16 protein-coding genes are annotated in these 12,134 nt (G+C 71.2%); 6 read left to right on the top strand and 10 right to left on the bottom strand.

The features are described 5' to 3' along the window. Positions 1–18: 18 nt before the first annotated feature. Genes AC1Q49_RS00685 through AC1Q49_RS00670 form a run of 4 tightly spaced genes read right to left on the bottom strand, consistent with a single transcriptional unit; the run spans position 19 to position 2,130 of the window. Entirely contained in the window at positions 19–978 is a 960-nt protein-coding gene (locus AC1Q49_RS00685) for an SURF1 family cytochrome oxidase biogenesis protein (protein WP_492490660.1), read from the bottom strand. Continuing rightward, on the bottom strand, positions 975–1,178 hold the full coding sequence (locus tag AC1Q49_RS00680; protein ID WP_492490659.1) for a hypothetical protein: 204 nt from the start codon (positions 1,176–1,178) through the stop codon (positions 975–977). Before AC1Q49_RS00680 ends, AC1Q49_RS00685 begins: the two co-directional genes overlap by 4 nt. Beyond that, a complete protein-coding gene (locus AC1Q49_RS00675; RefSeq protein ID WP_101306441.1) occupies positions 1,175–1,546 on the bottom strand; it encodes a DUF3099 domain-containing protein in 372 nt (123 codons plus the stop codon). The genes AC1Q49_RS00680 and AC1Q49_RS00675 overlap by 4 nt, the downstream gene beginning before the upstream one ends. 41 nt (positions 1,547–1,587) lie before the next feature. Beyond that, positions 1,588–2,130: a DUF4190 domain-containing protein gene (locus tag AC1Q49_RS00670; RefSeq protein WP_492490658.1), complete on the bottom strand. Its 543-nt coding sequence runs from the start codon at positions 2,128–2,130 to the stop codon at positions 1,588–1,590. Between the two features lie 110 nt (positions 2,131–2,240). On the opposite strand from AC1Q49_RS00670, the gene fabG reads away from it, so the two are divergent. Continuing rightward, positions 2,241–2,951, top strand: a complete 711-nt coding sequence (gene fabG, locus AC1Q49_RS00665) for a 3-oxoacyl-ACP reductase FabG (RefSeq protein ID WP_492490657.1) — start codon at positions 2,241–2,243, stop codon at positions 2,949–2,951. 55 nt (positions 2,952–3,006) lie between these two features. Here fabG and AC1Q49_RS00660 read toward each other — a convergent pair whose 3' ends face one another. From AC1Q49_RS00660 to glgC, 3 genes are read right to left on the bottom strand one after another with little or no spacing between them, the layout of a single operon-like run. Then, entirely contained in the window at positions 3,007–3,702 is a 696-nt protein-coding gene (locus tag AC1Q49_RS00660; RefSeq protein WP_061781725.1) for an alpha/beta fold hydrolase, read from the bottom strand. 59 nt (positions 3,703–3,761) lie between these two features. Then, positions 3,762–4,397, bottom strand: a complete 636-nt coding sequence (gene serB / locus AC1Q49_RS00655; protein ID WP_492490656.1) for a phosphoserine phosphatase SerB — start codon at positions 4,395–4,397, stop codon at positions 3,762–3,764. Between the two features lie 20 nt (positions 4,398–4,417). Continuing rightward, positions 4,418–5,662 carry a glucose-1-phosphate adenylyltransferase gene (gene glgC, locus AC1Q49_RS00650; protein ID WP_060958675.1) on the bottom strand — a complete coding sequence of 415 codons (1,245 nt, stop codon included), beginning with the start codon at positions 5,660–5,662 and terminating at the stop codon, positions 4,418–4,420. Between the two features lie 46 nt (positions 5,663–5,708). Here glgC and glgA point away from each other — a divergent pair, with 46 nt between their 5' ends. From glgA to AC1Q49_RS00635, 3 genes are all read left to right on the top strand, one after another. Next, positions 5,709–6,902: a glycogen synthase gene (gene glgA, locus AC1Q49_RS00645; RefSeq protein ID WP_060958674.1), complete on the top strand. Its 1,194-nt coding sequence runs from the start codon at positions 5,709–5,711 to the stop codon at positions 6,900–6,902. A gap of 57 nt (positions 6,903–6,959) precedes the next feature. Beyond that, on the top strand, positions 6,960–7,751 hold the full coding sequence (locus AC1Q49_RS00640) for an ABC transporter ATP-binding protein (RefSeq protein ID WP_060958673.1): 792 nt from the start codon (positions 6,960–6,962) through the stop codon (positions 7,749–7,751). A 112-nt stretch (positions 7,752–7,863) separates the two neighbouring features. Then, positions 7,864–8,121 carry a type B 50S ribosomal protein L31 gene (locus AC1Q49_RS00635; RefSeq protein WP_060958672.1) on the top strand — a complete coding sequence of 86 codons (258 nt, stop codon included), beginning with the start codon at positions 7,864–7,866 and terminating at the stop codon, positions 8,119–8,121. Positions 8,122–8,190: 69 nt separating this feature from the next. Here AC1Q49_RS00635 and AC1Q49_RS00630 read toward each other — a convergent pair whose 3' ends face one another. Continuing rightward, positions 8,191–8,946: an exonuclease domain-containing protein gene (locus AC1Q49_RS00630; protein ID WP_167626499.1), complete on the bottom strand. Its 756-nt coding sequence runs from the start codon at positions 8,944–8,946 to the stop codon at positions 8,191–8,193. Between the two features lie 99 nt (positions 8,947–9,045). Between AC1Q49_RS00630 and AC1Q49_RS00625 the strand changes: the two genes are divergently transcribed. Next, positions 9,046–9,945, top strand: coding sequence for an alpha/beta fold hydrolase (locus AC1Q49_RS00625; protein ID WP_492490655.1), 900 nt, complete (start codon positions 9,046–9,048; stop codon positions 9,943–9,945). On the opposite strand, the gene AC1Q49_RS00620 is transcribed toward AC1Q49_RS00625, so the two are convergent. Next, on the bottom strand, positions 9,905–10,465 hold the full coding sequence (locus AC1Q49_RS00620; RefSeq protein WP_060958669.1) for a CGNR zinc finger domain-containing protein: 561 nt from the start codon (positions 10,463–10,465) through the stop codon (positions 9,905–9,907). The genes AC1Q49_RS00625 and AC1Q49_RS00620 overlap by 41 nt on opposite strands. 90 nt (positions 10,466–10,555) lie before the next feature. Here AC1Q49_RS00620 and AC1Q49_RS00615 point away from each other — a divergent pair, with 90 nt between their 5' ends. After that, entirely contained in the window at positions 10,556–11,662 is a 1,107-nt protein-coding gene (locus AC1Q49_RS00615) for a DMT family transporter (RefSeq protein WP_492490654.1), read from the top strand. Here AC1Q49_RS00615 and AC1Q49_RS00610 read toward each other — a convergent pair. Beyond that, entirely contained in the window at positions 11,604–12,083 is a 480-nt protein-coding gene (locus AC1Q49_RS00610) for an Lrp/AsnC family transcriptional regulator (RefSeq protein ID WP_060958667.1), read from the bottom strand. The genes AC1Q49_RS00615 and AC1Q49_RS00610 overlap by 59 nt on opposite strands. Between the last annotated feature and the right edge of the window lie 51 nt (positions 12,084–12,134).

The following is a 12,134-nucleotide window of genomic DNA, read 5'->3' as shown; positions in this document are numbered from 1 at the left end:
CGCCGCGCGCGGGACGCGTCAGCGGGAGGTGAGCTCGTCGAGGAGGGCGTCCTCTTCCTGCATGTCGCGGTCGCGCGGACGCTGCTCCCGGCGCCGCCGACGGCGTGCCGCAGCGGAATCCGCGGGCGCGGGGGCGCGAGGCGCGTCCGGCCCGTCGGGGCCACCGCTCCCACCGGCCGCACCGCTCCCACCGGCGCCGTTCGCCTCGTCGGCCGCGGCATCCTCGGCGTCCTCACGGCGGTGGCGGATCTCGGTGCGGATCATGTACCAGATGAACACGAAGCCCATCACGGCGAAGAGGATCCACTGGATCGCGTACGACAGGTAGGGTCCGGGATCGTCGGAGGGCGATTCGAGCGCGTTGGGCACGTCGGCGACGGACGGCTCTTCGGACACGAGGAGGCCGTACGCGCTCGTGACCAGTCCCGCCTGCCCCGTCGTCTCGGCCACCAGCGGCAGGTTGATCGTCGGCACCTGGCCGTCCGGGGCCGACCGTCCCGAGTTCGGCAGCGCTTCGCCCGGCTTGAGGCGCACGACCACCTCCACCTGACCGGACGGCGGTGCGGGGATGGCGTCGGGCTCCGGCTGCGCCGATCCCGGGGCCAGCCAGCCGCGATCGACGAGGAAGACATCGCCGTCGACGGTGCGGAAGGGCACGAGCACCTCGAACGCGCTCGTACCGCCGTGCGCCCGGTTGCGGGCCAGCAGCGTCTGGTCGGTGAGGTATTCGCCGGTGAGCGACACCGGATGCCACTGGTCGTCCGGATCGAACGCGCCGTCGGGGCCGATGAGTTCGCGCAACGGCACCGGGGCGGCGTCGTAGTTCGCGGCGACGAGCGCGAGCTGGCGGCTGCGGTCGGCGTTGCGCGTGAACTGCCAGTTCGACAGGAAGGCGCACACGATCGCGAACACCATCGCGATCGCGACGTAGCCTGCCCAGCGCAGCGCGGTGGACTGTCGGGCGGTGCGCGGGCTCATGCGGTGGTCTCCGTCTCCCAGGCGATCACGTCAACGGGGAAGTCGCGGGCGGCGAGGTAGTCGCGCAGGTAGGCGACGTGCTCGTCGCACGCGGCCCACGTCTTGCGCCGGTCGGCGGTGTGGATGCGGGGATTGCGCCACACCACCTGCCAGCGGGCGTCGGAGCGGCAGCCCGCGCGCGAGCAGATCGCGGCGCTCACGTCGGATCCGTCGATGTCGTCGGAGGTGCGGGCGACTCGGTGATGCGGATGACGGTCGGCGCGGCCGGAGATGTCGGCTGCGCCGAGGCGGGCGGCGGGGCGGGCGACTCGATCGCGCGCTCGGGCGGGATCGCCCGCTCGGCGGGACCGGCGGCCACGTTCGCGATCACGACGGCGAAGTAGGGCAGGAACATCGCGCCCGCGCCGAAGAGCCAGGTGTACCACCCGTAGGGGGTGACGGCGACCATCAGCACGAAGCACGCGACACGGATCACCATCATCGTGAAGTACTTCGTCATCCGCGCGCTCGCGTCGTCGCGCGGAGCGCGCGGCAACGAGGTGGCGGACTGGGGACGAGAGCTTTTCACGGTCCCCTCAGCCTACGCCGATCGGCGGCGCGCGGCCCTCGTCAGTACGAGCTGTAGCGCGTGCCCGCGGTCGCCCCGAGGATCACGAAGAAGAGGAAGAAGGCGATGCCGATGACGGCGATCGCCACCCCGATCCACCCCACGATCACGCCGGCCAGGGCCATGCCGCGACCGCCCTCGCCCGTCTTCTTGATCTGGTTGAGGGAGATGTGCCCCATGATGGCGCCGCCGAGGGAGCCGATGAAGGGCAGGATCCAGACGAAGCCGAGGATCGCGGCGATCATCGAGATGATCGCGAGCACGTTGGTCTTCGGTGCGGGGGCGCCGTAGTAGGGCGCGGCGGCGCCGTAGACGGGCGGGGCGCCGGGAGCCGGCTGCATCGGAGCGCCGGTGGTCGCGCCGTAGGCGGGCGGTGCGGCCGGGTAGGTCGGGGGCTGGTAGGCGGGCGGCTGATAGCTCGGCGCCGGAGCCGCCGCGGGCGGAGGCGTGTACGGGGCCGCCGGCTGCGCGGAGGCGGGAGCGGGCGGCGTCACCGGCGGGGTGGCCGCGGCATCCGGGGACTGAGGGTTCGTCGCATCGGTCATGATCTCTCCTGTCTCGCGATGTCAGCCTATCGGGAGCCGTCGCCGCGGGGGAGGAGCGGGCGTGCGCCGACTAGGCTGAGGCGGTCACATCCCCAGCGAACGGAGCCCCCATGTCGCACGACCGCGTCGTCCTCGTCACCGGTGGAAACCGCGGCATCGGCCGCGCGATCGCCGCCCGCTTCGTCGCCGAGGGCTACCGCACGGCGGTCACGGCGCGCTCCGGGGAAGGCCCCGAGGGCACGCTGACGGTGCGCGCCGACGTCACCGACGCCGCCGCCCTCGACGCCGCCTTCGCGGAGGTCGAGCGGGAGCTGGGCCCGGTGGAGATCGTCGTCGCCAACGCGGGCATCACCAAGGACACCCTCCTGCTGCGCATGACCGAGGACGACTTCGACTCGGTCGTCGCGACCAACCTGGGCGGCACCTTCCGCGTCGTCAAGCGCGCCTCCAAGGGGATGCTGCGGGCCAAGTGGGGACGCGTCATCCTCATCTCCAGCGTCGTGGGGCTCTACGGCTCGCCCGGACAGATCAACTACTCGTCGTCGAAGGCGGCGCTGGTCGGCTTCGCGCGCTCGCTGACGCGCGAGCTCGGCGGCCGCGGCATCACGGCCAACGTGGTCGCCCCGGGCTTCATCGAGACCGACATGACCGCCGAACTGCCCGAGGACACGCAGGCCGAGTACAAGCGGAACATCCCCGCGGGCCGGTTCGCGACGCCGGAGGAGGTCGCCGGTGTGGTGACGTGGCTCGCCTCGGAGGATGCCGGCTACATCTCCGGTGCGGTGATCCCCGTCGACGGCGGCCTGGGCATGGGCCACTGACCGGGAGCGCGTTTCGACTCGCGGGAGCGCCGTTCGCTCGAGGGTCGGTGGAACCTCAGCGCGAGATGGCGGCGACGATCGCCTCGCCGAGGTGCTGCGGCTGGGAGAACTGGGGCCAGTGACCACTGCCCAGGCGCACGATCTCGGTGTCGTCGATGGCCGAGAACTCGTCGGCGTACCGGCCCCACTGCGCCAGAAAACCGCGGAACTCCTCGTCGCCGAGTGAACCGGACAGCACGGTGACGGGGACGCGGTAGCGGCGTTCGTCGTGCAGCGCGATGGCGTCGGTGGGAACCCGCGCCGGCACGTCGTGGGTGAGGGGAGCGGTCCGCGCCCGCGTCTGCTCATCGAGATCGGCGACGTCGTCGGCGTCGAAGAAGTCCCAGCCGGGGAACGGCACGACGCCGTCGACGAGGTCGAACTCGGAGATCATGCCCCCGTCGTAGGGCACCGCGGTGTCGACCAGCACGACGCGCGCCACCCGGTCGGGACGTGCGTCGGCCGCGCCCCACGCGACGTTGCCGCCGCCGCTGTGGCCGACCACGACGACGGGCCCCTCGGCCGCGTCGATCGCCTCGACGGTCGCGGCCACCCAGTCGGCGATGCCGATGTCGGCGCTCTCGGCGGCGGGGGCTCCGAGTCCGGGCATGGTCAGGGGTCGTGGGGTCAGCCCCGCGGCGCGCAGCGGCGGCAGCACGTCGTCCCACGACGACGCGTCGAGCCAGAGACCGGGAATCATGATGACGTCCATGCGGTCACGCTACGCCCGGTCCCCGACATCCGTGCGGGCGTGGCCGACGCCGCGGTGCGTCAGGGCAGCAGAGGGATGAGCTCGCGCAGATCGACGGGCCCGACGACGAGGTCGGCCTGGCGCCGCACGGCGGGCTTCGCGTTGAACGCGACGCCGAGGCCCGCCGCCGCCATCATCTGCAGGTCGTTCGCGCCGTCGCCGACGGCGATCGTGAGGTGGAGGGCGACACCGGATGCCGCGGCCCACTCGCGCAGCGCGGACGCCTTGCCGGCGGCATCCACGATCTCGCCGTCGACCAGCCCGGAAAGGGCCCCGCCGTCGACCGCGAGGCGATTGGCGCGCCAGACGTCGATCCCCAACGCCGGGGCGACGCTGTCGAGGATCTCGTGGAATCCGCCGGACACGACCGCGGCCCGCCCGCCGCGCCGGTGGATCGCCGTGACCAGCTCGGCGGCCCCCGCCGTCGGCTCGACCCGGGCCCGCACCCGATCGAAGGCGCTCAGCGGCACGCCGCGCAACGCCTGCACACGCGAGCGCAGGCTCGTCGCGAAGTCGACCTCGCCGCGCATCGCCGCCTCGGTCGCGGCAGCCACCTCGGCGCCGCGGCCCGCCTCGTCGGCGATGAGCTCGATGACCTCGTTGCGCAGCAGGGTGGAATCGGCGTCGAACACGACGAGGAAACGGGCGTCAGGCACCCGTCCAACCTAGCGGTCCGTCAGCGGGCGACGTACGCGTTCTTGCCCACCACCGTGATGCCGCTGTCGGTCACCGTGAAGCCGCGCGAGAGGTCGAACGCACGGTCGACACCGACCGTCGCGCCCGGCTCGAGCACGACGTTCTTGTCGAGGATCGCGCGATGCACGCGCGCCCCCGCCCCGACCTGGACGTGATCGAACAGCACCGAGTCGGTGATGGTCGATCCCCCTCCCGACAGCGTCCACGGACCCACGACGGAGCGTTCCAGGTGCGTCCCCGAGAGCACGGAGCCGAGCGAGACGATCGAGTCGATCGCGTTGCCCATGCGGCCGACGCCGTCGCGGACGAACTTGGCGGGCGGGGAGTTCACCGACTGCGAGTGGATCGGCCAGTCGACGTTGTAGAGGTTGAAGATCGGCAGCGTCGAGATGAGATCCATGTGCGCATCGAAGAACGAGTCGATCGTGCCCACGTCGCGCCAGTAGTCGCGATCGCGATCGGTCGAGCCGGGGACGTCGTTGCGCTTGAAGTCGTACACGGCGGCCTCACCGCGCCCCACGAAGTAGGGGATGATGTCGCCGCCCATGTCGTGGTTCGACCCGGGCAGCTCGCCGTCCGCCTCGACGGCCGCGATGAGCGCGTCGGCGTCGAAGATGTAGTTGCCCATCGACGCGAGCACCTCGTGGGGGGCGTCGGAGAGCCCCGTGGGGTTCTGGGGCTTCTCCAGGAAGTCACGGATCGTGATGTTGTCCGTCGGGTCGAGGTCGATGACGCCGAACTGGTTGGCGAGCCCGATCGGCTGACGGATGCCGGCGACCGTCGCCTTGGCGCCGGACTCGATGTGGGCCGCGAGCATCTGCTCGAAATCCATCCGGTACACGTGGTCGGCGCCGATGACCACGACGATGTCGGGCTTCTCGTCGTGGATGAGGTTCAGCGACTGCAGGATGGCGTCGGCCGAGCCGGAGAACCAGCGCTTGCCGAGGCGCTGCTGGGCCGGCACCGAGGCCACGTACGAGTTGAGCAGCGCCGACATGCGCCAGGTCTGGGAGACGTGGCGGTCGAGGCTGTGCGACTTGTACTGCGTGAGCACGACGATCTGCCGCAGACCCGAGTTGATGAGGTTCGAGATGGCGAAGTCGATCAGGCGGTACTGGCCGCCGAACGGCACCGCGGGTTTGGCTCTGTCCTCCGTGAGAGGCATGAGGCGCTTTCCCTCGCCCCCGGCGAGGATGATTCCGAAGACCTTCGGCGCTGCAGGCATGCCACCACACTAGGCCCCCGTTCGCCCTTGTACTAGCGTTCGTGACATGCGCGTCGACATCGTCACCAAGGAGTACCCGCCGGAGATCTACGGGGGAGCCGGGGTCCACGTCACCGAGCTGGTCAAGGCCCTGCGCGTGGGGGTCGAGGTGCAGGTGCGGGCGTTCGGCGCCGACCGCGACGAAGCGGACACGACGGCCTACGGCGTGCCCGCCGAGCTGGCCGCGGCCAACCCCGCGGTGCAGACGCTCGGAACCGACCTGGAGATCGTCGGCGACGTCGCCGGGGCGGACGTCGTCCACTCCCACACCTGGTACGCCAACTTCGCGGGACACATCGCCTCGCTGCTGCACGGCATCCCGCACGTCATCACGGCGCACTCCCTCGAGCCGCTGCGTCCCTGGAAGGCGGAGCAGCTGGGCGGGGGCTATGCGGTGTCGAGCTACGTCGAGAAGACCGCCTACGAGAACGCCGCCGCCGTGGTCGCCGTCAGCGACGGCATGCGTCGCGACATCCTGCGCAGCTACCCGGCGCTGGACCCCGCCAAGGTGCGCGTCATCTACAACGGCATCGACGTGGAGGCCTGGCATCCGCAGCAGGACGACGCCCTCCTCGAGCGCTACGGCATCGACCCGAATCGGCCCTCGGTCGTGTTCGTCGGCCGCATCACGCGCCAGAAGGGCCTGCCGTACTTCCTGCGCGCCGCCACGCGCCTGCCCGCCGACGTGCAGATCGTCCTCTGCGCGGGAGCACCCGACACCCCCCAGATCATGGCCGAGGTCGAGGGCCTCGTCCGCGAGCTGCAGGCCCAGCGCGACGGCGTCGTGTGGATCGACGAGTTCCTGCAGCGCGATCAGCTCTGCGCGATCCTCACGTCGGCCACGACCTTCGTCTGCCCGAGCGTGTACGAGCCGCTGGGCATCGTCAATCTGGAGGCGATGGCGTGCGGAGCCGCCGTGGTCGGCACCGCGACCGGCGGCATCCCGGAGGTCGTGGTGGACGGTGTCACGGGCCGTCTCGTGCCGATCGAGCAGGTGCAGGACGGGACGGGCACACCGGTGGATCCCGAGCGCTTCGTGGCCGACCTCGCGGACGTGCTCACCGAGGTCGTCTCGGACCCCGAGCGTGCCCGCGCGTACGGGGCGGCCGGGCGTGAGCGTGCCGCGAGCGCCTTCAGCTGGCAGGCGATCGCCGAGGCGACCGAGGCCCTGTACCGGGAGGTGTCGGGGCGCGTCGGCTGAGGCGAAGACCCGGCGCGTGCCGCCGGCGGGCGAGGGCACTCCCGATAGGCTGGGAGCATGCCCCAGGTGCTCGAGTTCCTCGATGTCGTCGTCCGCCGCAACGCCCGCAACATCATCGATCACATCGACTGGGCGGTCTCGGACGACCAGCGCTGGGTGGTGCTCGGGCCCAACGGAGCCGGCAAGACGACCATCCTGCAGCTCGCGGCGACGCTGATCCACCCCACCTCGGGCGAGGTGACCATCCTCGACGAGCGCCTGGGCCGCACCGATGTGTTCGACCTGCGCCCGCGCATCGGCTTCGCCTCGTCGGCGATGGCGCGTCGCGTGCCGCCCGAGGAGACCGTGCTGGATGTCGTGCTGACCGCGGCGTTCTCGGTGCTGGGCCGCTGGAACGAGACGTACGAGACCATCGACGAGCGCCGCGCGCGTCGCGTGCTGGCGGAGTGGAAGCTCGAGCATCTCGCCGAGCGCACGTTCGGCACGCTCTCCGACGGAGAGCAGAAGCGCGTGCAGATCGCCCGCGCGGTCATGACCGATCCGGAGCTGCTGCTGCTCGACGAGCCGACGGCGAGCCTCGATCTCGGGGCCCGGGAGGAGCTGCTCGGGCTGCTCAGCGGCTACGCCCTGGCGCCCACGACGCCCGCGATGGTCATGGTCACCCACCACGTCGAGGAGATCCCCGTCGGGTTCACGCACGTGCTGCTGCTGCGCGAGGGGACCGCGGTCGCCGCCGGCCCGCTGGCGGAGACGCTCACCGAGGAGAACCTGTCGGCGACCTTCGGCATGCCGATCGCCCTGACGTCGGAGGCCGGACGCTTCGCCGCGCGGGCCACCGGCGGCGCCTGAGACATCCCCGTTCCCGCCGGGTGCGGGCTGCTGGTATGATCGACCCTTGGTGCATTCGCACCGCAGACTTCCCTCGCCCTGGCAAAATCCAGGGCACCACGTAAGGAAACCCATGAAGACTGACATCCACCCCGAGTACAAGGCGGTCGTTTTCCGCGACCTCGGCTCCGGCGAGACCTTCCTCACCCGTTCGACGGTGTCGAGCGACAAGACGATCGAGCTCGACGGAGAGACCTATCCCGTCATCGACGTCGAGATCTCCTCCGCCTCGCACCCGTTCTACACGGGCAAGCAGCGCATCATGGACTCGGCCGGTCGCGTCGAGAAGTTCAACCAGCGCTTCAAGAACTTCGGCGGCTCGAGCAAGTAAGCCCGGTCCCGCGAGACAGCCCCGCTTCGGCGGGGCTGTCGTCGTTTCGGGGCGACCTCGCCTCCGCCGTCAGCGGATCGGCCAGCTGCCGTCGACGCGGTCCTCGGGGTCGAGCCGTCCGATGCGGATGAAGTACTCCGTGAGGCTGTCGGCCTGAGCGCGTGCCCACCCGATCTGTCGGGTGTGAAGCTCGTCGAGCGCGGCGTCGATCGCATAGCGCCGCGCGAGCGCCTGAGCGACCCGCCCGGCGGCGATCGCGTCTGCGGACGCGTCGTGGGCGCCGACCAGGGGAACCGCGTAGTGCGCCGCGACGGCCTCGAGCGTGCGCTTGCCCTTGCGGAAGCGATCGTGCGCTTTGTCGAGCACGAGCGGATCGATCACGGGCGAGGGGTCGAGGATGGGCGGGATGCCGTGGCGCAGCGCCTCGTACTTCAGCAGCGAGAAGTCGAACGGCGCGTTGTAGGCCACGACCGGGATGCCCGCGTCCAGCAATTCCCGCAGCGCGGCGACGACCGCGGCGACGACCTGCGCCGCCGGAGCACCGTGCTCCCGGGCGTGCGCGGTCGTGATGCCGTGCACCGCCGTCGCCCCATCGGGGATCGGCACTCCCGGATCGGCCAGCCACGACTGCGCCCGGACCGCCGCGCCGTCGGCGTCGAGCAGGCCGACGTGGGCCGTGACGATGCGGTCGGTCGTGACGTCGATGCCGGTCGTCTCCAGATCGAACACGCCGACGGCATCCACCCATCTCGGCGGTCGCACGGGGGTGGTCTCGACGGTGGAGACGTCGTCCTCCCAGAGCGGGACGGCCTGCCACTGTTCCATGCCTCCGACGGTATGCGCCGGTTCCGACACCGACGCGCAGGCACGCGGAGGAGGACGGTCGCGGCGTCGGTCGCGAGTCGCCCCTCCTAGACTTCAAGGGTGACCGTCGACTCTCCCTACGCCGAGGCTCTCGCCGCCGTGCCCGTGTCGCGGCGCGAGATCGAGATCGACGGCGCCGTGACCGCGTACTGGGAGTACGGGCCCGCCGACGCCCCGGTCACGATGGTGGCCGTCCACGGCTACCGCGGCGACCATCACGGCCTGGAGCCCGTCGTCGCCTTCCTCCCGGGCGTCCGGGTGATCTCTCCCGACCTTCCGGGGTTCGGGGAGAGCGTGCCGGTCCCCGGTGCGGTGCACACCCTCGACACGTATGCCCGGTGGCTGTGCGCGTTCGTCGCCGCGGTGGCGCCCGGGGCCGTGATCCTCGGGCACTCGTTCGGTTCCATCGTCGTGGCCGCCGCCGTGGCGGCAGGGCTCCCGACGCCGCGCGTGATCCTGGTCAACCCGATCGGCGCGCCCGCGCTGGAGGGCCCCCGCGGCATCCTCACCCGCCTGGCGGTGTTCTACTACTGGGCCGGGGCGCGCCTGCCGAAGCGTCTCGGCGACGCACTGCTGCGCAACCGCGTCATCGTGCGGGTCATGAGCGTGTCGATGGCGAAGACGCGTGAGCCCGCGCTGCGCCGCTTCATCCACGACCAGCACGACACGTACTTCTCGCTCTTCCACGACCGCGACGTGCTGCACGACGGCTTCGTCGCGTCAGTGTCCGACGACGTGCGTCGTTTCGCGCCGGCCATCGCGCAACCCACGCTCCTGATCGCGGCGGAGAAGGACGACATCACGCCCATCGAGGCGGAACGCCACCTGCAGACGCTCTTCCCGGACGCCCGGCTCGTGGAGATCCCCGCCGTCGGCCACCTCATCCACTACGAGACGCCGCGCGAGGCGGCGGCGGCGATCATGCGCTTTCTCGGGCCTTCCGGCGACGGTACGCGTTGACGTTCATGCGGTTCCCGCAGTTGCCGGTGTCGCAGTAGAGCTTGGAGCCGTTCTTCGAGAAATCGACGTAGACCGAGTCGCAGTCGTCCGCCGCGCACACCCGCACCCGCTTCCACTCGTCCGAGCGGATGACGTCGACGAACGCCATCGCCGACTCGACCAGCATGCGCATCGCCAGGGGGGCGTCGGGCTCGGTGGCATGGATGTGCCAGTCGAACTCGTCGTGGATCACGAGCTGCGGAAGCGCCCGCCCGTCGCGGAGCATCGCGTTGACGAGGGGCACCGCGCCGTCGCGGTCGGTGGCCCAGAGCGCGCGCAGACGCCGCCGGTTCGCGCGCACGGCGTCGAGCTCGGCGTCGTCGCGTCGGAAGCTGCCCGTGTAGGAGAACTCCGACAGGTAGGCGTCGAGATCCTCCTGCGTCCGCAGGCGGTCGAGGCCTGCACCGTCGGTTTCGGGGAGGGTGTTGACCAGGGCCGCCGCGGCGCGCAGCGACATCTCGGTGTCATGGATGAAGACCACGTTGACTCCTGACCTCGGCGGGCGCTAGTGTCACCAGTGTAATTGCTGTTGAGTCCTGACAGTCCTCCTGCTCGATCCGAAGGAACGCCGGTGTCACGCACCGCTCCACCCGCCCGCACCGCGGGCATCGTCATGGCCGTCTTCTCCGCGCTGGCCTTCTCGTCGAGCGGCCCTCTGGTCAAGCCGCTCCTCGAGGCGGGCTGGTCGCTGTCGGCGGCGCTCGTCGTGCGCATGGGGCTCGCCGGCCTCATCCTGTCTCCCGCGCTCGTGCGCGCGATGCGCCGCGAGCGCGGCTTCGTCCGCCGCCACGGGCTCTCCCTCCTGGCGTTCGGCCTGATCCCGGTGCTGGGCTGCCAGCTGCTGTTCTTCTCGGCGATGCAGCGGATGCCGGTGGCCGTCGCGCTGCTGATCCAATACCTCGCACCCGTTCTGCTCGTCGGCTTCGTGTGGCTGCGCACGCGCCGGGCCCCCTCGCGGCTCGTCATGATCGGTTCGGTCGTCGCGATCGTCGGTCTCGTGCTCGTGGTCGACATCGCCGGCGCGCGTTTCGACCTGCTCGGCACGCTCCTCGCGCTCGGAGCGGCGGTGTGCGTGTGCGTGTACTTCGTCATGAGCGAGCGCACCGGCGACGGCCTGCCGCCGCTGGCCCTCGCCGCCGGAGGGCTGCTCGTCGGCGCCGTGGTGATGGCGCTGTTGGGCGCCACGGGGGCCATGCCGTTCGCCGCGCCACCGGTGTCGGTGACCTTCCGCGGCGTCGAGGTGCCCGGCATCCTGGCCCTGCTGTGGGTCGGGGCGGTGGGGACGACGCTCGGCTACGCGCTGGGCGTCATGGCGGTGCCGCGCGTGGGCTCGCGGCTGGCCTCGTTCATCGGTCTCAGCGAAGTGCTCTTCGCGCTCGGCTTCGCCTGGCTCCTGCTCGGGGAGGCTCCCTCCGCGGTGCAGATCTTCGGCGGTGCGCTGCTGCTGGCGGGAGTCGTCCTGGTGCGGATGGATGCGCGCGAGGCCGATGCCGTCGGCGTCGCCGCCGACGCCGTGCTGCCCGTGCCCGTGGTGCCGCTGCCGGCGGACGCCCTCCGTCCCGACGTCGTGCCGGTGGACGCGTCGCCGGTGGACGCGTCGCCGGTGGACGCGAGCGCGCTCAGCGCGTCGCGTCGTCGCGAGCCGATTCCAGGAGCGGCCGGATCCGATAGCCGATGACCTCGCCCATGACGAGGGAGGTCTCGGTGCGCTCCACCCCGTCGATCTCGAGGATGCGCGCGTCGACGTCGAACAGGTGCTGGGTGTCGCGCGCCGCGACCCGCACGAGCAGATCGACCTGACCGCTCATGCCGTAGGCCTGCACGACCTCCGGGATGCTCGCGATCGCATGGGTGATCCGCGGCAGTTCCGCCTGCCGCACGGTGACGCTCACCATGGCCTCGATGGGCAGGCCCAGGGCGACCGGGGGGATCGCGCGTTCGAAGGACTGGAAGACGCCGCCGCGCTCCAGGCGGGCCAAGCGCGCCTGGACGGTGTTGCGGGACAGACCCAGGCGTTCGGCGAGGGCCACCACGGTGGCGCGATGGTCATCGGCGAGCGCATTCAGGAGGTCGAGGTCGACGCGGTCCAGAGGTCCCATAGTGCCCAACTCTACCAGGGGCCTTCGGGTCGGTCTGCGCAACATGCTCAG

The organism is Microbacterium sp. MPR-TSA4 (assembly GCF_058792815.1).
Note: the sequence above shows the minus strand (reverse complement) of the source record. Positions and strands in the feature narration are given on the sequence as shown.